This window comes from Streptomyces gilvosporeus, assembly GCF_002082195.1.
Taxonomy (GTDB): Bacteria; Actinomycetota; Actinomycetes; order Streptomycetales; family Streptomycetaceae; genus Streptomyces; species Streptomyces gilvosporeus.
Window position 1 is genome coordinate 8,448,642 of the sequence record NZ_CP020569.1, and the last position, 17,690, is coordinate 8,466,331.

Annotated in this window: 17 protein-coding genes; 8 read left to right on the forward strand and 9 right to left on the reverse strand. The window is 68.5% G+C overall.

From position 1 onward, the window contains the following. Positions 1–11 precede the first annotated feature (11 nt). Positions 12–503 (forward strand): HIT family protein, encoded by a 492-nt coding sequence (locus B1H19_RS37440; protein WP_083109300.1) that lies wholly within the window; start codon positions 12–14, stop codon positions 501–503. A gap of 55 nt (positions 504–558) precedes the next feature. Here B1H19_RS37440 and B1H19_RS37445 read toward each other — a convergent pair whose 3' ends face one another. Continuing rightward, positions 559–1,350: an AraC family transcriptional regulator gene (locus B1H19_RS37445; RefSeq protein WP_083109301.1), complete on the reverse strand. Its 792-nt coding sequence runs from the start codon at positions 1,348–1,350 to the stop codon at positions 559–561. A 54-nt stretch (positions 1,351–1,404) separates the two neighbouring features. Between B1H19_RS37445 and B1H19_RS37450 the strand changes: the two genes are divergently transcribed. Beyond that, positions 1,405–2,730 (forward strand): MFS transporter, encoded by a 1,326-nt coding sequence (locus B1H19_RS37450; protein ID WP_083109302.1) that lies wholly within the window; start codon positions 1,405–1,407, stop codon positions 2,728–2,730. Here B1H19_RS37450 and B1H19_RS37455 read toward each other — a convergent pair. The 3 genes from B1H19_RS37455 to B1H19_RS37465 all read right to left on the reverse strand — a co-directional run bounded on the left by B1H19_RS37455 (position 2,718) and on the right by B1H19_RS37465 (position 4,556). Further along, positions 2,718–3,194, reverse strand: a complete 477-nt coding sequence (locus B1H19_RS37455) for a GNAT family N-acetyltransferase (protein WP_083109303.1) — start codon at positions 3,192–3,194, stop codon at positions 2,718–2,720. The two genes, B1H19_RS37450 and B1H19_RS37455, sit on opposite strands and share 13 nt — an antisense overlap. Before the next feature lie 106 nt (positions 3,195–3,300). After that, positions 3,301–4,137, reverse strand: coding sequence for a class I SAM-dependent methyltransferase (locus tag B1H19_RS37460; protein ID WP_083109304.1), 837 nt, complete (start codon positions 4,135–4,137; stop codon positions 3,301–3,303). Between the two features lie 104 nt (positions 4,138–4,241). Then, a complete protein-coding gene (locus tag B1H19_RS37465) occupies positions 4,242–4,556 on the reverse strand; it encodes a putative quinol monooxygenase (protein ID WP_083109305.1) in 315 nt (104 codons plus the stop codon). Between the two features lie 318 nt (positions 4,557–4,874). Between B1H19_RS37465 and B1H19_RS37470 the strand changes: the two genes are divergently transcribed. Continuing rightward, positions 4,875–6,323: an MFS transporter gene (locus B1H19_RS37470; protein WP_203237302.1), complete on the forward strand. Its 1,449-nt coding sequence runs from the start codon at positions 4,875–4,877 to the stop codon at positions 6,321–6,323. A gap of 55 nt (positions 6,324–6,378) precedes the next feature. On the opposite strand, the gene B1H19_RS37475 is transcribed toward B1H19_RS37470, so the two are convergent. Then, positions 6,379–6,972 (reverse strand): AAA family ATPase, encoded by a 594-nt coding sequence (locus B1H19_RS37475; RefSeq protein WP_083109306.1) that lies wholly within the window; start codon positions 6,970–6,972, stop codon positions 6,379–6,381. Positions 6,973–7,166: 194 nt separating this feature from the next. Between B1H19_RS37475 and B1H19_RS37480 the strand changes: the two genes are divergently transcribed. Further along, positions 7,167–7,874, forward strand: a complete 708-nt coding sequence (locus B1H19_RS37480; protein ID WP_237289735.1) for a VC0807 family protein — start codon at positions 7,167–7,169, stop codon at positions 7,872–7,874. A 57-nt stretch (positions 7,875–7,931) separates the two neighbouring features. Here the strand turns inward: B1H19_RS37480 and B1H19_RS37485 are convergent, their stop codons facing one another. After that, positions 7,932–9,512 carry an alpha/beta hydrolase gene (locus B1H19_RS37485; RefSeq protein WP_083109308.1) on the reverse strand — a complete coding sequence of 527 codons (1,581 nt, stop codon included), beginning with the start codon at positions 9,510–9,512 and terminating at the stop codon, positions 7,932–7,934. A gap of 277 nt (positions 9,513–9,789) precedes the next feature. Between B1H19_RS37485 and B1H19_RS37490 the strand changes: the two genes are divergently transcribed. The 3 genes from B1H19_RS37490 (at position 9,790) to B1H19_RS37500 (ending at position 12,756) form a co-directional block, all read left to right on the forward strand. Continuing rightward, a complete protein-coding gene (locus B1H19_RS37490; RefSeq protein WP_083109309.1) occupies positions 9,790–10,356 on the forward strand; it encodes a hypothetical protein in 567 nt (188 codons plus the stop codon). A gap of 243 nt (positions 10,357–10,599) precedes the next feature. Then, entirely contained in the window at positions 10,600–11,637 is a 1,038-nt protein-coding gene (locus B1H19_RS37495) for a PP2C family protein-serine/threonine phosphatase (RefSeq protein WP_083109310.1), read from the forward strand. Positions 11,638–12,003: 366 nt separating this feature from the next. Beyond that, on the forward strand, positions 12,004–12,756 hold the full coding sequence (locus tag B1H19_RS37500) for a class I SAM-dependent methyltransferase (protein WP_237289736.1): 753 nt from the start codon (positions 12,004–12,006) through the stop codon (positions 12,754–12,756). A gap of 131 nt (positions 12,757–12,887) precedes the next feature. Here B1H19_RS37500 and B1H19_RS37505 read toward each other — a convergent pair whose 3' ends face one another. Next, entirely contained in the window at positions 12,888–13,877 is a 990-nt protein-coding gene (locus B1H19_RS37505) for an Lrp/AsnC family transcriptional regulator (RefSeq protein WP_237289737.1), read from the reverse strand. A gap of 122 nt (positions 13,878–13,999) precedes the next feature. Between B1H19_RS37505 and B1H19_RS37510 the strand changes: the two genes are divergently transcribed. Continuing rightward, on the forward strand, positions 14,000–14,875 hold the full coding sequence (locus tag B1H19_RS37510; protein ID WP_083109311.1) for an NAD(P)H-binding protein: 876 nt from the start codon (positions 14,000–14,002) through the stop codon (positions 14,873–14,875). Between the two features lie 166 nt (positions 14,876–15,041). Here B1H19_RS37510 and B1H19_RS37515 read toward each other — a convergent pair whose 3' ends face one another. Together B1H19_RS37515 and B1H19_RS37520 are read right to left on the reverse strand one after the other, a co-directional pair. Then, entirely contained in the window at positions 15,042–15,617 is a 576-nt protein-coding gene (locus B1H19_RS37515; RefSeq protein ID WP_083109312.1) for a glycoside hydrolase family 25 protein, read from the reverse strand. 100 nt (positions 15,618–15,717) lie between these two features. Then, entirely contained in the window at positions 15,718–17,481 is a 1,764-nt protein-coding gene (locus B1H19_RS37520; RefSeq protein ID WP_083109313.1) for a hypothetical protein, read from the reverse strand. Positions 17,482–17,690: the final 209 nt, after the last annotated feature.

Sequence of the window (17,690 nt, forward strand, 5' to 3'; positions counted from 1 at the left end):
GTTGTGGTGACATGACGGGTGACGGTGACGGTGAGTGGCGGACGGATCGCATCGGGACCGCTCTGAGGGGTGCGAATCCGACCGTGTTGCGGCGGCTGGAATCGGGGTTCGCGGTGATCGGCGACGTGCAGTTCCTGCCGGGCTACTCGGTCCTCCTCGTGGACGAGCCGAACGTGCAGCGGCTGTCGGATCTGCCGAAGGCCAAGCGACTGTCGTTCCTCTCCGGTATGGACCAGCTCGGCGAAGCGGTCGAGCGGGTCTGTCGACGGCTGGATCCGGCCTTCCGGCGGGTCAACCTGGAGATCCTGGGGAACACGGACCCGTTCCTGCATGCGCACGTCTGGCCGCGCTTCGACTGGGAGCCGGCCGATCTCGTGGGCGCGCCGGTGTGGCTCTATCCGCGTGACCGGTGGAGCGACGAGCAGTTCAGGCTCGGACCGCGGCACGAGGAACTGCGGGAGGCGATCGGCGTCGAACTGGATCTGCTGAGGCCGTCGGCCTGAGGGGAGGGCCCGGTCCATTGCCGTAACGGTCCGGGGGCGACCTGTTCACAGCCCGTCAGCCCGTCGGGTGGGCGCCCGGTGTGTGGCCGAAGGTGCGTCGGAAGACGTCGATGAACGCGCTTGCCGACGACCAGCCGCACCGGTGCGCCACCGCGGTCACCGGTGTTCCCTCGGCCAGCAGGACCAGTGCGCGCTGGAGCCGCAACTGGGTGCGCCACTGCGGGAACGTCATGCCGAGATCGCCGCGGAACAGCCGGGACAGGGTGCGAGCGCTCGCCCCGACGTCACGGCCGAGTTCGGAGAGGGTGCGGCTGTCGGCCGGATCGGCGCGCAGGATGTCGCACAGGGTCCGTAGCAGAGGCGAGGTCGGTGTGGGCAGGTGCAGCGGCTGTTGCGGGGAGGCCCGCAGCTGGTCGAGCAACACCGCGCGCAAACGGGCCCGTTCGGGACTGTCGTCGTCCGGGGTGCGGGTGTAGGCCACGAGCAGTTCGCGCAGCAGCGGGCCCACGGCCAGCACGGTCGGCGCGTCCAGACCGAGCGGGTTCTCGGTCGCGGGCAGCCCCACCAGATGCAGTTCCAGCTCACCGTGGGCCTGGTGGGCGTGGACGGTGCCGGCCGGAACCCAGATGGCGCGGGTGCCCGGGGCGACCCAGGAACCCGCGCTGGTCGTGACCGCCAGAACTCCCCGCCCGGCATAGACGATCTGGTGGTCGTCGTGCCGATGGGCGTCGATCCCACTGCCGGACGCCAGCCACTGGGTGCGGGTCGGAGCGACCGGCTCATGCCGGATCCCGTGGCGGACCCCACGACGGATCTCGTGGCGGACCTCATGGCGGCTTTTCGGCATTGCTCGGCAGCTTATCGGAAGTGCGACACGGTTCCGGGCCCGGATCCTGACGGAGTGCAAAGGAATACATCGATCACCCTGCTGTCCGTCGGCCACGCCTGCGTCGACGTCTACCAGGGCGCCGTCGCGTCCCTGGTCCCCTTCTTCGTCGCCGAGCGCGCCTACAGTTACGCCGCCGTCTCCGGCATCGTGCTGGCCGCCTCCTTGCTGTCATCCGTGGCACAGCCGGTGTTCGGCGCCCTCACCGACCGCTGGGCGATGCCCTGGCTGCTACCGGTCGGCACGCTGCTGGGCGGACTCGGCATCGCCCTGAGCGGGCTGAGCGGCTCCTACGGCCTGACGCTTGCGTTCGTGGCGATCTCCGGGATCGGCGTGGCCGCCTACCACCCCGAGTCCGCTCGGGTCGCCCGGCTCGCCAGCCAAGGCAGCCACAGCGCCATGAGTTGGTTCTCCGTAGGCGGCAATCTCGGCTTCGCGCTGGCCCCGCTCATGGTCGCCGCCGTCGTGGCCACCGGCGGGCTGCGTCTGACGCCGCTGCTGGCGCTGCCCGCACTCGCCGGCATCGCGCTGTGCCTGCCCGTGCTGCACGCGCTGGGACGGCGGCAAGCCGCCGGCGCCGGTACGGCGATACCGGCCGGGGGCGACGACCGGGCGTCCTTCGTGAAACTGTCGCTGGCCGTGGTGTGCCGGTCGATCGTCTTCGTCGGTCTGAGCGCCTTCATCTCGCTGTACGCCACGCAGCGCCTGCACGGCAGCGCCGCCGCGGGCCCCGCGGCGCTGTTCGTGCTCTACCTCGGCGGCGCGGTCGGCTCCGTGCTGGGCGGCTCGCTGGCCAACCGCTGGGACCGGGTCACGGTGTGCCGCTGGTCGTACCTGATATCGGTCGGGGCCGTCGCGGGAGTGGTGTTCGTACCGGGCCCGGCCCTGTACCTGTTCGTGGCGCTGACGTCGGCCGGCCTGTACGTCCCCTTCTCGCTTCAGGTCACGCTCGGCCAGGACTACCTGCCCTCGCGCGTCGGCACCGCCAGCGGGATCACCCTCGGCCTGACCGTCAGCATCGGCGGTCTGGCGAGCCCCGCCATCGGCAGCATCGCCGACGCAACGTCCCTGCGCACCGCCCTGGCCCCCCTCATCCTGCTGCCGGCGCTGAGCTGGCTGTTCTTCCACACCCTGCCCGAACCCTCCCCCAAGCTCTCGACTTCCACGCTCTCGACCTCGCTCGAACAGGGGGACTCTCGTCGCCGCGGCCCGGGTCTGCGGCGCCCCCGAAGGCAGACGACGCCGATGCCGCACTCGCTCCGGCCGGGCCCGACCGCCCCTGACCGTCGGCGAGTTGACGTTCCAGAGGGGTGCGGTAGCAGCGGTGATCAGAGTTCCTGATCGAGCATCCTGTTCATGGGCCTCAGGCCGGAGGCCTGGTAGAAGGAACGGGCGCCTTCATTGAAATCCCAGACGTGGGTGACCATGCGTCGGCAGCCGGCGGCCCGTCCGATGTCCCGCACGGCATCCAGCAGCGCCGAGCCGACGCCCCTGCGTGAGGCGCTCGGGTCCACGGCGATCTGCTCAAGCGAGACGATCGAGTCCGGCGCAACGCGCGCATTGCCGTGCTTCGCGGCCACTCGGGCCATGGCGTATCCCAGGGCATCCCCGTCGGGCGTCGTCTCGGCGATGAGGAAGGTCGTGTCCGGATCTGACAGCTGACCGATCAGGAGCGCTTCGAGGGCGCCGCGCGCGGGAGCACTGACGAAGAGATCGGGCCGGTGGCGGACGTGCGCGTCATGAACGATGGCGTTGAGGGCCGTCAGTATCGCGAGGTCGTCCGTCGAAGCGACGCGAATGTTCATCACGCCCGTATCCTCTGCCTCCCCGCATACGCAACGCCACGGGGTTTCGCGGAAGTTCGCCGCGTGGGCTGGTCAAGCCGGTTCCCCACCACCAGCGCCCGCGCCGTTATCCCGGCCGACCCGCCGTGATGACGTAGTAGTCAAGGATCCGCTGCTCGTAGGCTCGTAGGAAGTTCCGCGGCCAGGTCCCCGGAGCCCACGATCGGCCGAGCCAGAGGTCCCACCCCGGCCAGACGTGCGCCCCGATCGATTCGACGCCCACGTTCGTGAGCCCGGCCGTCGTGAACGCATCGGCGAGCGCGTTCACCGGCCGGGCGATGTCCAGGCCGTTCGCGTACGTGTCCAGCAGCTGTGCAAGCTCCTCGGGTCGACCGGGCACGTCGTCCACGGTGAAGAAGCTGGCGACCGCCACCCGGCCGCCGGGGCGCAGCACCCGCGACGTCTCTGCCGCGAAGGCGCCGAAATCCGGGAAGTGCTGAGCTGCCTCCACGCTGATGACGGCGTCGAACTCGCCGTCTTCGAAGGGCATGCGCTCCGCCGCCCCCTGGACGAGCCGCAGTCGTGCCGACTCATCCCGCAGCAGGCCGGCGTGCGCGCCGCGCGCCCGTTGCAGTTGCTCCGGATGAATGTCCATACCGGTGACCGCTGAGGGGCCGTATTCCCGCAGGGCCATCGCGCATCCCATGCCGAGCCCGCAGCCCACTTCCAGCAGCTTCGGCTCTCCCGCCAGCCCAGCGGCGTCCAGGACGTGACGGTAGAGATCCTCCTGACTGCGGATCCGCTCCGTCTCGCCGAGCGGGAGGTCCAGGTCAACGGCTTGCCAGTACCCGAAGTTGATGAACCCTCCGGCGAAGATCGGATCGCCGCTCAGATCGGCCGGACCATACGTCTCCTGCACCACGGGTTGCATGACGTGGGCAATCCGCCGAGCACCGTCTGTCATCGTGTCGCACCTCCTGAATGCGCAACCACCGCGTCGTGCACGGCTCTTTATGATCCTGTCCTTACGCTCCTGCCTGTCCTCGATGACCCGCCGGTCCTTCCGGCTCAGGTGTTCGGCAGCTGCCCCTTCTCCGGCTCGCCGGCGGGCACCGGCTCCAGCACCGCGACGTCCATCGGGCCGGCCAGCGCATCGGCGATCTCCCCGCCCAGCGCGGCCAGCACCGGCCCGGCCGAGTGGGCGTCGAGGGCGGCCTGGTCGGCCCAGTTCTCCACGACGGTGACCCGGTCCTCGCCGGCATGGGCGGCGTAGAGCAGGCAGCCGGGCTCGGCGTGCACGGCGGGAGTGTGCCGGCGGAACGCCGCGAGCACCTCCTCGCGGCGGCCGGGCTTGGTCCGGAGGGTGGCGACGACTATGGGCAAGGAAACTCCTCGGGTTCGTACCGGGCCGTGTCGCGGACCGGTACATCCGTGTCTGGGACGTGAACTTCGTGGCCACAAGAACCCTATGTCAGGTTTGGTGCCTCGGCCTCGCCGGGGTGCCGGGCAAGGAGCAAGGCCCATCTGACGCCGTGCCGCCTCGCGTTGCGGCGCGAGCTCGTCCGGGGTACGCGAAGCCACCAGCTCCAGAGATGTGACGTAGATCACGTCCGTTTTGCCGGATTACCGGGTCCCCGCGCTCCGCCAGGATGCCTGACACGAAGTAACTCACAGCAAGTAATCCAGGGATGGAGTGCGCAAGTGGGCGAGAGTCGGAGCGTCGGATCGTGGCGGGAACTCGGGCGCCATTCAGGCACCGTTCTGGTGCTGGCCGGGGGCGTACTGGTCGGCGCCGTCAACATCTATCTGGCCGCGAGCCTGCTGCCGACGGCGGTCGCGGACATCGGCGGGGGACGCCTCTACGCATGGAATATGACCGTTTTCCTGACCGCACAAGTTGTCGCGACCATGCTCGTGAGCCGAACTCTTGCCAGGCGCGGCAACATCGGCTCCTACCTCATCGGCTTCGGCGTCTTCGCCGTCGGGTCGGTTGTCTGTGCGGTCAGTCCGACCATGCCGGTGCTGCTGGTCGGCCGGGGCGCGCAGGGACTCGGGGCGGGCTTGTTGACCGGCCTGGGGCTCGCCCTGATCTATTCGGCGCTGCCGCGCCAACTGTGGCTACGGGGCAGCGCGTTGATCTCGGCCATGTTCGGCCTGGGCAACTTCGTCGGTCCGACTCTGGGCGGCCTCTTCGCCCAGTTCGGCTCCTGGCGGCCGGCGTTCGTGGTGTTGGCCGTGGTCTCGGGGGTGATGGCGGCGTTCGTCCCCCGAGCGCTGCCGAGCAGCGGCAGGGCTGCGGCGGGGGCGGTTCCGGTACCGCTGGGCTCGTTGATGCCGGTCATCGGGTCCGCCGGCGCCGTGAGCGTCGCCGGAATCCTCTCGAACGAGGTCATGATGGCGGTGTTCATCGCGCTGGCACTGGCATTGGTCATCGCCTTTGTGGTGACGGAGAAGCGGAGCCGGGTCCGAGTCCTACCGCGCCCGACCTACCAGGCCGGCTCCGCTCTGCGGTGGGTCTACCTGACCATCGTGTTCCTCGCGGCCGGCGTAGCCGTGGAGACGTTCCTGCCGTTGTTCGGTCAGCGCCTGGGCGGGCTGCCGCCGGTCGCTGCCGGGTTCTTCGGAGCGGCCTTGTCGCTCGGCTGGTCGCTGAGCCAGGTCGCCAGCTCCTCGGCGCGTCGGCAGCGAACGGTTCGACGGCTCCGGGTGGCCGGTCCCGGACTCCTCGCGGCGGGGTTCGCCGTGCTCGCTCTGCTACAGCGCAGCGATGCACCGTTGCCTCTGGTCATCGCCTGGCTGCCGGTTCTTCTTCTCGCCGGTACGGGGATCGGCGTGGCCATGCCCCACCTGTCCGTTGCCGCGATGAGCAGCACGTCGAACAAGGAGGAGGGAGAGAAGGCCGCCGCGGCGGTCGCGACGGTGCTCACGATGTCGACGGCGTTCGGCGCGGCGGTCGCCGGCCTGCTGGTCAATCTGGGCGGCCCCTCGACGCTGACCTCCGCGCGCTACCTCCTGCTTGGCTTCACTGCTGTCTCCGCGCTCGGGGTGCTCACTGCACTGCGAGCCAATCACCTCACCGGGCTGAGCGAGGTGCGGCGCGGGACGGGGACCGAGACCGAGGTCAGGCAGACCGTGGGAGACAGCCGATGAGGAGGTGAGCCACGGACGGACCCCGCGAGCCCATGTGAATGGAGCCGTGCGCCGGTCAGTTCACCGGGGCTCGGTGGCGGGCTTCGCAGAGGAGCCGATCGGCGGTTTCGTCGGGGGCGAGGTCCGCGGTGTCGAACCACCAGCCCGCATCGCCGAGTTCACGTTTCATGTCGGCGTCGAGTCTGTCGTAGCCGTCGAAGGAGAACCGTTCGTGCGGGGCCCTGAGGGTGTTGCGGTACCGGCATACCTCGATGCCCGGCGCGAGGACGACGAACAGGACCTGCCGGGCCGACAGGAGGCCCACGAAGAAGTCCAGCTGCCTGCGGTCGGGGATCACCCAGTCGATGACGGGGGTGAAGCCGGCGTCGGAGAAGTTGTTCGCCAGCATGCACAGGTTGCGGTTGCAGAGTTCCAGTTGCCGCGCCGCTTCGTCGGCGGGCTTGCCCAGGGCCCCGACTCGACCGCTGACGACGAGCCTGCTGATCTGGTCGCCGTCGAGCCGGGCGGAGCGTGGCAGACGTTCGGCGACCCGTCTGGTCACCGTCGACTTCCCTGCCCCGGGCATCCCCGTCACGATCAGGCAGCTCGACCTCTCAGCAGCGATCACGCCCGGCAGCGTGTCACAGCGCGTGGCGGTCGGCAACGGCATTGTGCGCGGGTGTCGGCCGCTCGCTCCACCCAGCGGTGGAGTGGGTGGGTGGAGGGACGGTGGAGTAGGTGGGTGGAGGGCCGACCGGACGGGACCGACCCGGGGGATGATGCTTTTCCACCCACCGGGCTTCTAGCGTCGATGCAGGTCACCGAAGTACCGGAGCGTCCGGTGCCGGACCGCTGGAGGCTTTCGTGGAGACCGTGCAGAGGTATCAGGCGCCACGGTGGCGCGCCCTGGGCCTGTCGCTGGGCATGACCGTTCTTCTGCCGCTGGTCGTGTATTACGTGTTACGGGCGCGGGATGTCGCCCAGTGGCAGGCCCTGTTGCTGAGCGGCGCGGTACCGGCGGTGCACGCGCTGGGAACGGCTCTGGTGCGGCGGCGGGTGGAGTTCTTCGACGTGCTGGTGGTCGTGCTTCTGGCGGTGTCGGCGGGGCTGTCCGCGATCAGTGGCAGTCCACGGGTGATGCTGCTGAAGGACGCGGCCATCCCTGCCGTTCTGGGGCTGTGGATAGTAAGCACCCTGTTCGCGGCCCGGCCGTTTGCGTATCACTTCGGGCGCCGGCTGCGCGGGCCGGACGGTGCCGAGCCTGCTGAGCGTGCCTGGAGCGAACTGCCCGAATTCCGGACCGCGTTGCGCCGACTGACCGTCCTGTGGGGCGGTGCCCAGCTGCTCGATGCCGCGCTGAGCGTGGTGTGGGCGCTGAAGTTGCCCGTCGACCTGGCACCGGTGGTCGGCAGGATCCACTCCTTCGCCCTGCTCGGCGCGATCGTGGCGCTCACAGTGCTCCGCAGCCGTGCCTTCCACACCAGGTTCGGTACGCCGCTGTTCGGCCCCCGGGCACCGGTCGCATCGCAGAAGCCGGACATCGCCGCCCGCCGATCCACGTATCCCGCATGAGGTCTGGCCGTGGCCACAGCCAGACCTCATGCGGGAGTGGCCCGCTGAGCGACGCGGTCAGAAGCTTGGCGCTCCCGGTACGGGGCGCGGTGTCGGCACGATGCCCGTGCGCGGGGCGCCGTTCTGGTGTGCGGACGGCTTGCAGGTGAGGTCCTGCGCCGGGAGTTGTCCGGTGCTCAGGTAGGCGTTGACCGCCCGGTTGGCGCAGGCGCGCGGGTCCCCGGAGTAGACGCCGTGCCCCTCACCGCCGGCGACGTACACCATGCGCGACCCCTTCAGAGCGCGGTGCATGCCCAGACCGCTGACCAGCGGCGTCTGGGAATCCCACTGGTTCTGGACGGTGAGCACGCCGACGTCGTTGTGCACGGCCGTGACCGGCTCGGCAGGCTTGTTCCAGAAGGCGCAGGGCGTGATGTTGGAGCCGAAATCGCCGTACAGCGGGTACCGGGCCTTGTCCCGGATCGCGTCACGCCGGTACTGGTCCGGATCGCGCGGCCAGGCTGCGGTGTCGCCGCAGACGACGGACCAGAAGACGGCGGAGGAGTTGTCGGCCGGCGGTTGCCCGTCGGACGCGGCAAAGCGGCTCCGGCCCGGGGAGTGATCCGGCGTCGCGGAGTGGTGCGGGGCGGGTGCGCCGTCGGCGGCTTTCTTCAGGCCGGCGACGGTCTTGGCGGCCTGCTCAGGGCTGAAGAACTGGCGACGCAGCACGGCCCGGATGTCGTCCCCGTTGAGCTTCTCGCCCTCGTACGGGATCGGATCGCGGTCGGCTCGGGCGATCAAGTCCCAGAACGCCTTCTTCACCGCGGCCGGGGTGGCGCCGAGGTGGTAGGTGTGGTCGCGCCGAGCGGTCCACTTCGTCCAGCGGGTGAACGCCGGCTCGGTGCCCTGCGCCCACACCTGGATCATGCCGCGCCAGACCCGGGCGGGGTCGACCGAGCTGTCCAGTACGAAGCGGTCGGTCCGGCGGGGGAACATCTGGGCATAGACGGCGCCCAGATAGGTGCCGTACGAGAAGCCCAGGTAGGAGATCTTCTTCTCGCCCAGTACGGCGCGGATGACGTCCATGTCACGTGCGGTGTTGCGGGTGGTGAGGTACCGGAGTTCGTCGCCGTTCTCGGCGCGGCACTTGTCGGCGACGGTCCGTGCCCAGGTGACGTCACGTTTGAACGTCTCGGGCCTGTAGGGGTGTTCGAAGTTCTGCTCCGCCGTCGTCAGACCACAGGTGATCGGAGTGCTGCGGCCCACACCGCGGGGGTCGAACCCGATCAGGTCGTAGTGCTCGCGGACCTCCTTGGGCATCGTCTCGTTCATCATGACCGGCATGGACAGACCCTCGCCGCCCGGCCCGCCGGGATTGAAGAGAATCGCGCCGTGCCGCTTGCCCGAGGCGCCGGCCTTCATACGGGAGATGGCCAGCTTGATGGTCTTGCCGGTGGGGTGGCTGTAGTCGAGCGGTACATCGATCGTCGCGCACTGGTACGCGGCGGGCGTTGAGGCGCCGCAACGGTGCCATGCGGGGTGCTGGTTCTGGAATCTCTGCAGCGGGGCCGCAGCGGATGCCTGCGCCGGGGTGAGGGCGGGGAGCAGCGTTGCTGTCACTCCTACCGCGAGCACCGGCGCTAAGCGTCGTATTCGCACGATGTCCGTATCCTTCCGATCAACTTCCCGGAAGAAACGACCATTTCGCGTCGGGCCATGCCGGCGAATCCTCCCGCAGGGCGAACTTGATCCGACTTCTGATGTACGGGGAGAACGACCTGCGGAGGAGAACCGGAAGGCGCCGACCGCCGTCGCGCGTGAGCAACTGACCCATGTGGTCCGGCTGTTGGGCGATGGAGCGCGGTCGGCATCGGCGCCCCGAGTGCACATGGAACGTTGAACCTCAACGCCGCCATGGGACCCATACCCTCCTCTCATGCCTACTGGCCGACCGCCGGCCGAGGGAATGGTGGGGGCAGTGCCGGCCGACGGCAGCGAGCCCGAGCCGGTGTTTCCGGACATCGGGAGTGGTTCCCCTATGCACCGGACCACGGAGTGGTGGGCCTACGACGGGATGCTGAGCCGACCGCGGGCGGATACGGCGCGGGGTTCGTGTTCGTGCGGCTGGCGCGGGGCGAACCTCTACCCGATCGACTGGACCCAGCAGGATGGCGACGGCTTCCGCGATCTCGACACCTCCGGGCCACGCGACGACCGGGCCCAGCACATCGCCGACGTCGAGTCCCGCTCGGTCCCGCTGCCCAGCGAGGTCGAAGACCTGCTGCACCGGCTGGAGGACCAGCTCGACGCCCTCGCCGCCGGAGCGCCGCTGGCAGCGCTGAAGGCCGTGGCGGCACTGGAGCGCCTCGTCGGGCGCATCGGGCGCGAGGCGGCCTCCGCGGTGGAGTCCGACGAACCGTCCTGGGAAACGATCGGCAGGGCCCTCGGGCTCACCGCCAAGGAAGCGCGGTCCCGTCTGACCCGCGTCAGCCTCCGGCGCTGAGAGCGGTACGTCCGACGGTCGCCACGTCCAGGGATGCCGTCGAGGGGCGCCTCCATATCGCTCGTATGTTCGATTTTGATGGGAGCGGACCCCTGCCCGATCGAGTCCGCTTTTGTAGGAGCGGGCGGCCGACTTCGATCCGCCAGAGCGCTATGTCTCCTTTGCGTAGATACTCTGTGAAGTGTGATCGAGTCTGGACGGCCGAGGCTCCGTCGTCGCCGCGGCCCCGGGAGGCTTGTGCGGATGTCGCCGGTGATCCTTACCGTCGTCATCGCCGGCCTGGCATACGCCACGCCCCCGGAGATGGCCTTCAGCCGCCTCCTGCCCGCGGCACCGGCCCTCGCCGCCGCCATGTGGCCGGTGCTCCCCACCGTGCTGTTGGGGACGGTCTGTCTCTTTCTGATGATCGGCCTCAGCATCGTGTTCCACGGTCTGGGGACGTGGTGGACGGCCGGCGGGATCGTCGCGGTCACCGTGGCGGCCGCGTACGGAAGTCATGTCCGGCTCCAGCGGGAGCGCACCCTCTTTCAGGTGCGGCTCGTCGCCGACGCGGCGCAGCAGGTGGTGCTGAGTCCGATGCCGCGCCGCTGCGGGAACGTCGAGATCGAGTCGCTGTATCTCGCGGCAGCGGCGGAGGCCCGTATCGGCGGGGACTTCTACGAAGTGGTCGACACGCGATACGGGGTCAGGCTGCTCATCGGTGATGTGCGGGGCAAGGGCCTGCCGGCGGTGGGGGCGGCCGCGGCGATCGTCAACTCCTTCCGGGAGGCGGCCTACGGCGAGGCCGACCTGGTCAGCGTCGCGCGCCGGCTGGACGCCAGCAGCACCCGTTACAACGCCGCCTATCCCCCCGAGGGGCCGATGGAGCGCTTCGCCACCGCCCTTCTTGTCGAGATCCCGCACGGGGGCAGGCGTATCGACATCCTCAACTGCGGACACCCCCCGCCACTGCTCCTCAACCGCGGGGAACTCCGTGCCCTCAAGCCCACCAGCCCCTCGCCGCTGCTCAACCTCGCGGAGCTGATCGGCGATCACTACACCATCGACACCTTCGAGCTTGCCCCCGGTGACCTGCTGCTTCTCTATACCGACGGGGTCGCCGAGGCCCGTGCCCGCGACGGCGGGTTCTTCCCGCTGGCGGACTGGATGCGCCGACAGCCCCCGACGCCGCCCCACGAACTGCTCGCGGCTCTCCACCGCGACCTCCTCCACTACAGCAGAGGACGCCTGGACGACGACATCGCCGCCCTCGCGGTGCGCCTGTGCGAATCCTCGGAGTAGGCCCGGCCTGGCTCAGTTCGCGGCCATGCGATGCCTGCATGCGGTGTTCTGCCGGTGCCTCCCGCGGACGACCTCGCGGGTGCGTACGCAACCTGCGATCCAGGGGCGTCGCCTCACGCCTGCTGGGAGCGGGGGAGTGCACGTGGGGAGGCCCATATCACCCACCGCTCCTTGGCCCTGCCGCCCACCGCATCCGGCCCCGCCACGCCGGACAGATGCGATCATCATCGTGCCCCGGCCACGACCACGACCGTCGACCACGAAGAGGCGACACCCATGACACGGCAGACTGCCGCCATCGCCCCCTACAACACAGGCATGAACACTGGCATGTTGAGCAATGACGGCCCTCGCGAACGTGACCGCTTGGAGTCCATCCAAACCAACGTCGACGCGTTCACCACCGGCGTCCTCGACGGCCTTCCCATCGAACCCTCCTGGAACTGCCTGGAACTGGGCGCGGGCGCCGGCTCCATCGCCTACTGGCTCGCCGGACGTTGTCCGGACGGACGTGTGGTCGCCGTCGACCTGGACACCCGTCATCTCGACGCGAGCCAGGCTACGAACCTGGAGATCCAGGAAGCCGACATCACGTGCGAGGACTACGCGCCCGGCAGCTTCGACCTCATCCACGCCCGCTACCTCTACTGCCACCTGCCCGACCGCGACGCGATGGTCGAAAGGGCCGCCGGCTGGCTCGTCCCCGGCGGCCGGCTCGTCATCGAAGAGCCCTACCACCTGCCCGCCGAGACCTCCTCTTTCCCCGTGGTCCAGCGCATCCTGGCCGGCTATCAGCGCATGTACCGCGAACACGGCGCAGACATGACCTGGGCACGCAGCCTCCCCGCCCGGCTCGCCAGCAGCGGACTGACCGAGGTGTCCTTCACCGGGAATCTCGGCTGCATGGGAGGACTCGACAAGGACCGCTGGCGTCCCCTCATCGCCCAGGCGGCCCCTGCCCTCCTGGCCGAGGGCCTCGTCACCGAAGCTGACCTGAGCGAGTTCGCCGGCCTGCTGGACGACCCGGCGTTCATCGACATCCCGCAAGTCACCGTCTCCGCATGGGGGCGCCGCCCTTCGCAACTCCCGAACGCTTCTGCGCACGCTGGCCGCGGATAGCCAGGGACACGGTCGTCGCTCGTGGGGGACTGCCCGCCGACACGCTCACGTCCCGATGCAGCGGGCGGCCATCGCGGGGTGGGGGAGAGTGACCACGCCGGACGAGACGGTCGGCACCCCGGCAGTTACGGTCAGCGGGGCGTACGGGTGCAGGTTCCGGCGCGTTTGAGGGTGCGGATGACGGGGGCGGTCTCCATGGAGTGGATGGCATCGAGGGCAGCCACGCGTTCGGTGAGGTACCGGCACAGGTCTTCGGCGTCGCGGCAGTTGACGGCCGCAACCAGGTTGCTGGGACCTGTGGTCATGGCCGCGAAGGAGACCTCCGGGTGGTCGGCCATGGCCCGTGCCACATCGGCGAGCCTGGACGGCTGCACGGACATCCACAGCCGGGCTTCGGTGGAGAAGCCGAGCGTCGCGGGGGCGATGTCGACGATGAAGGTGAGGACTCCGGCGCGACGCAGTGCGTCCAGTCGGCGTTTGGCGGTGGAGTCCGCGCTGCCCGTGGCGCATCCGAGCTCGCCGTAGCCGGCCCTTCCGTCACGGGCCAGGATGCCCAGCATGGCCCGGTCCTGCTCGTCAAGGGCGACTGCCTCGGTGGTCGACGGCACAAACGTGGGACGGAGCCTGCGGACTTGTTCCTCGGTGAGGTGGGCAGAGCCGGCCCAGGTGGCGGGCAGCGCCGTCGCGCGCAGCAGTAGATGTGCGGAGACGGCGGTGACGCGGCTGGTGCGGGGGAGCTTGTCCAGGAGCAGGGCGTCGCGCTCGGCGGCGGTCGGTGTCTGGACGTTGCAGGAGACCTCGGTTCCCCCGGAGAGCAGGTGCACGTACGAGGTGTCGGGCCGGGCAGCCAGCGCGGCCGCGATGGAGCCGGCCGCATCCGGGGTGCACCGCACTCGCAGCGTCCAGGAGCTGTAGCCGAGCCGCACCCCGTTGACCACACCGACGACCCGGAGCACACCGGACGACCGAAGCCGCCGGTAGCGCCGGGCGACAGTGTTCTCCGAGACACCGAGTACCTCGGCCACGGCGCGGAACGAGACCCGCCCATCGATCTGCAGGGCATGGACCAGGCCGCGGTCAGTCGCATCCATCGAGACGGTATCCATCGAGACGGTATCCATCGATTGACGCTATTCCATGACGGATTCCTGCGCCAGCGACCAGCTGGGTGGTGCTGCCGCTTCCCAGCAGGGACCGTGGTGACGGCACCAGCGCCGACACGGCAACAGGCAAGGAGAGCTTCATGGCAGCCCAGACCACAATCCTCGTCACCGGAGCAACCGGAAACGTGGGACGGCAGGTGGTCTCCCAACTCATCGCCGCGCACTCCGGCACGGTACGGGCGCTGACCCGCAACCCCGCCGCGGCAGAACTTCCCGACGACGTCGACATCCGGCAGGGCGACCTGGGCGACCCCTCGGCGCTGGAAGCGGCGTTGGAGGGAGCGAACGCGGTGTTCCTGATGTGGCCCTTCCACCATGCCGATCCGGCCGCGGCAGTCGTGGACGTCATCAAGCGGCACGCCCAGCGGGTGGTGTTCTTGTCGTCCGGCGCTGTCCAGACCGGACTGGCTCCCGAGCGGCAGCCCCATCCCGTGGGCCGATCCCATGGGCGCGTCGAACAGCTCATCGAGGAGTCCGGGCTCCGCTGGACGCATCTGCGGCCGAGCACCTTCGCCGCCAACACCCTTTGGTGGGCCCCTCAGATCCGCACCGCAGACGTGGTGCACGGCGCCTACGGAGACGTGCCCATGGCCCTCCTCCACGAGGCGGACATCGCCGCCGTGGCCGTGCACGCCCTCACCGAAGACGGACACGACCGCGCCATCCATATCCTGACGGGCCCCGAAGTCCTCACCCAGGCCGAGCAGGTACGAACCATCGGCCAGGTGCTGAACCGCCCCCTCCAGTGGCAGGAACTGCCCCACGAGGCAGCACGTCGCCGGCTCCTGGCCGACGACACCTTTCCCGACTCGTTCGTGGACCCCCTCCTCGACGGCTACGCCGACATGCTCGCCGGCCCTCGCCCAGCCCTGACCCACACGGTCGAAGCGGTCACCGGCACACCGGCACGCACCTACCGCACATGGGTGTCCGATCACGCCGCTGCCTTCCGCTGACTCTTGCCGCAGACCCCGTCACCGCCGTCAGCCAAGGCGCATGAGCAGGTACGGGGAAGGAGCGCATGAGCAGCTACGGGGAACGCCCCGAGCGCGGGTGTCGGTGGCCAGGTGGCGCTTGCGTCCCTATACGGAGCCAAGCTCAGATGCCCTCTGGAGGGCGGGGTCACGCCGGGGTGTGGACCGTGGTGCCGCTGGCCCACTGCGACATCGCCGCACGACTGTCGAATCGGGCGACATTGGTGTCGAGGGGCTTACTTGTGTACTGGTGGATGAGCCAGGGCGCGGTGATGTGGGGGTGGCCGGGAGGGTTGTCGTAGTCGGCGATCCACAGCCCGTCGCCCGCGTAGGAACTCGTGTCATGGTGGAGCCAGAAGTCCCGGTTGCAGTACAGGATCACGCGGTGGTTGGGACGCAGCGCCTTGATCTTGCGGAGGATGGCATCCTTCTCGTCGCTGGATGCACGGGTGCCGGACGTGGTGGTCTCCCAGTCGACGGCGAGTATGTCCTCTTCGTGGCTGTCGCACTGCTCGACGAAGTACTGCGCTTGTGCGTCCACGTTGCCCGGCCACAGGAACTGGTAGAAGCCGACGACGAGTCCGGCGGACCGGGCGATCGCCGCTTGCTGCTTCTGCTTGGGGTTGGTGACAGTGTGGCCTTCGGTGGCCTTGACGATCACGAAGTCCATTCCGCTGATGCTGAACGACTCGTTGTTACTGGATACGTCGATACCTTTGAGCATGGTGAGCTCCTGAATGTGAAGAACGCACATGGACCCCTATAGAAAGAGCTCATAGCGTCGTATGACTGGATGTCGCTGTCTCTGCCGAAAACCGGGCTGATCAACAGGCCCAGCCCCTGCGCGGCCGGTTGGGATCGAACTGCTGGACCTTCGAGGCGAGGTTGGAGCCGTCTGCGGCAACGCCGTGATTGTTGCGGAGGCACCCAATTGCGGCAGCTATCGATGCCACAGGATCGTAGATATTCACCGATGTACCGGGAACGTGCTGCGACGCGAACGACTGCGGAATCAGCTGCACGATACCCCGGGAGCACTGGAATGGGGCCAGCGTGCCGTTCATCTTCTGGGGTGGCCCAGTGCGCTGTTGACCGTCTCCGAAGTCATGGACCTCGCTGAAGCCGTGCGGCGTTTTGGCGTTGCTGTCCCACAGGTTGCAGACATTCGGGTTTCCGGATGCCTCGCGCACTGCGGCAGTCTTGAACCCACTTATCCAGCTGCTGGTCGCGGGAACTCCAGCCGCCGAACACCCCTGCGTGATCCATTCCTCGAGGGTGCCACCGTTCACGTACCGGTTGAACGTCACTTCCTTCGGGTCGATTTCCCCTGACAAGCCGACGCTCGTGCCGCTCGTCGGACTGCCCGTAGGCGTGGCACCGACCCGGACCTGGAACAGTCCCGAGCGCTGCCCGAGTTCCTTCAGCGACGCTTCACCCGGTGTCCCCGTGGCATCGCCTTCGGTGAAATGCAGCACAGTCCGGCGAAAGTCGTCGTAGAGGGACTGCGTGGCCTGCTCGAAGATTCCGGTTGGATCGGTCACCACCGTATGCATGACCTTCTCCAGCCCCTCCTGCACCAGGGTCACATCGGCTTTCGCGCTGGCAGACCCGGCCGGCTGCGCCTCCTGCTCCTGGGCGCTGTGCGTCGCGGCCCACACCACCTGGTTCATGTCGATCCACGGCAGCGCCAGAGCCGGCGTCGAGCCTGCGCGTACGTTGAACAGCTCCGACCGCTTCCCCAGTTCGACGAGCGACTGCGTTCCGGGGAGACCTGTGGCCTCCGCCCCGGAGTAGCCCAGCTTCTCCTTGCGGAATCTGTCGTACAGCTGCTGCGTCTCGGCTTCGAACACGCCGTGCGGGTCGCCCGGGGCGACACCCATGACCTTCTCCAATGCGTCCTGCACCAGTGCCACATCGTCGGCAGGATTGCTGTTGCCCGTCTCCGTCACCTTCTCTTCGGTCACGGAGTGGGCGGCCGCCCAGATGAGCTGGTTCGAGGACACCCACGGCAACGCGGCTTCCACGGGCGTCGTAGGGGGAGAGCCGACCGCACCGGATGAGGCGGTGGCCTGGTACGTGAAGCCGGCCTTGCCCTTCAAACCGGGATCGGCCGTGACGACACCCTCCGTGAAGGCCGGCAGTCCGTAACCGTAGAGGTAACCGTCCCTTCGGGGACGGGTTTTCAGGTATACACCGTTGCCTTCGGCCGACCCGTTGGCGTTGGTGTTTCCTTCGATCGTGTACGCGTTGTCAGCGTCGTACTTGTAGACCAGCCCGACGTGACTGCCTCCGCCTGGGCCGAAGAACGCCAGCGCCCCGATCGCGGGATAGTACGAGAAACTGCCCTGGCTCTTGTACCAGTTGACAGCCGTTGCACAGGAGGCGGTGACCGGAGCGAGGCTTTTCTCCTGGGCCTGTTGGAATGCCCACGACTGGAAGGTCTCGCACCACGCCTGGTTCTGCGACCACTCCAGCCCGGGAACTGCGGGGGAAAACTTCTGATGGTTGTTGTAATGACCGTTCGAGTAGCCTTCGCGATATCCGACCTCGGCCTTCTCTATGCCGATTAGCGTATCCGCCTGATTCATCAGCTTCCCTTTCGTGGCCCCAGAATCTCCAATTTCCCAATCAGAAACCGGAAAATAAAGAGCAATTGACGCGCTGAGGGTGCCGTCAGAATGCTCTGAGCTCCTTCGAGGAACGAACGATCGACGGCTACCAGGCCTATGAAGCCTCTGATGAAGTCGAATGATCCTTTTACGTTCACGTTACCGCTGGTGGCGCGGTACTGCATCCT

Excerpts from the sequence above, each read along its gene's own strand:
- B1H19_RS37445 (WP_083109301.1), bottom strand. The coding sequence starts at position 1,350 with ATGCCGAAAAGCCGCCATGAGGTCCGCCACGAGATCCGTCGTGGGGTC.
- B1H19_RS37455 (WP_083109303.1), bottom strand. The coding sequence starts at position 3,194 with ATGAACATTCGCGTCGCTTCGACGGACGACCTCGCGATACTGACGGCC.
- B1H19_RS37505 (WP_237289737.1), bottom strand. The coding sequence starts at position 13,877 with ATGGATACCGTCTCGATGGATACCGTCTCGATGGATGCGACTGACCGC.
- B1H19_RS37475 (WP_083109306.1), bottom strand. The coding sequence starts at position 6,972 with ATGCCGTTGCCGACCGCCACGCGCTGTGACACGCTGCCGGGCGTGATC.
- B1H19_RS37440 (WP_083109300.1), top strand. The coding sequence starts at position 12 with ATGACGGGTGACGGTGACGGTGAGTGGCGGACGGATCGCATCGGGACC.
- B1H19_RS37520 (WP_083109313.1), bottom strand. The coding sequence starts at position 17,481 with ATGAATCAGGCGGATACGCTAATCGGCATAGAGAAGGCCGAGGTCGGA.
- B1H19_RS37490 (WP_083109309.1), top strand. The coding sequence starts at position 9,790 with ATGCCTACTGGCCGACCGCCGGCCGAGGGAATGGTGGGGGCAGTGCCG.
- B1H19_RS37510 (WP_083109311.1), top strand. The coding sequence starts at position 14,000 with ATGGCAGCCCAGACCACAATCCTCGTCACCGGAGCAACCGGAAACGTG.
- B1H19_RS37515 (WP_083109312.1), bottom strand. The coding sequence starts at position 15,617 with ATGCTCAAAGGTATCGACGTATCCAGTAACAACGAGTCGTTCAGCATC.
- B1H19_RS37460 (WP_083109304.1), bottom strand. The coding sequence starts at position 4,137 with ATGACAGACGGTGCTCGGCGGATTGCCCACGTCATGCAACCCGTGGTG.
- B1H19_RS37495 (WP_083109310.1), top strand. The coding sequence starts at position 10,600 with ATGTCGCCGGTGATCCTTACCGTCGTCATCGCCGGCCTGGCATACGCC.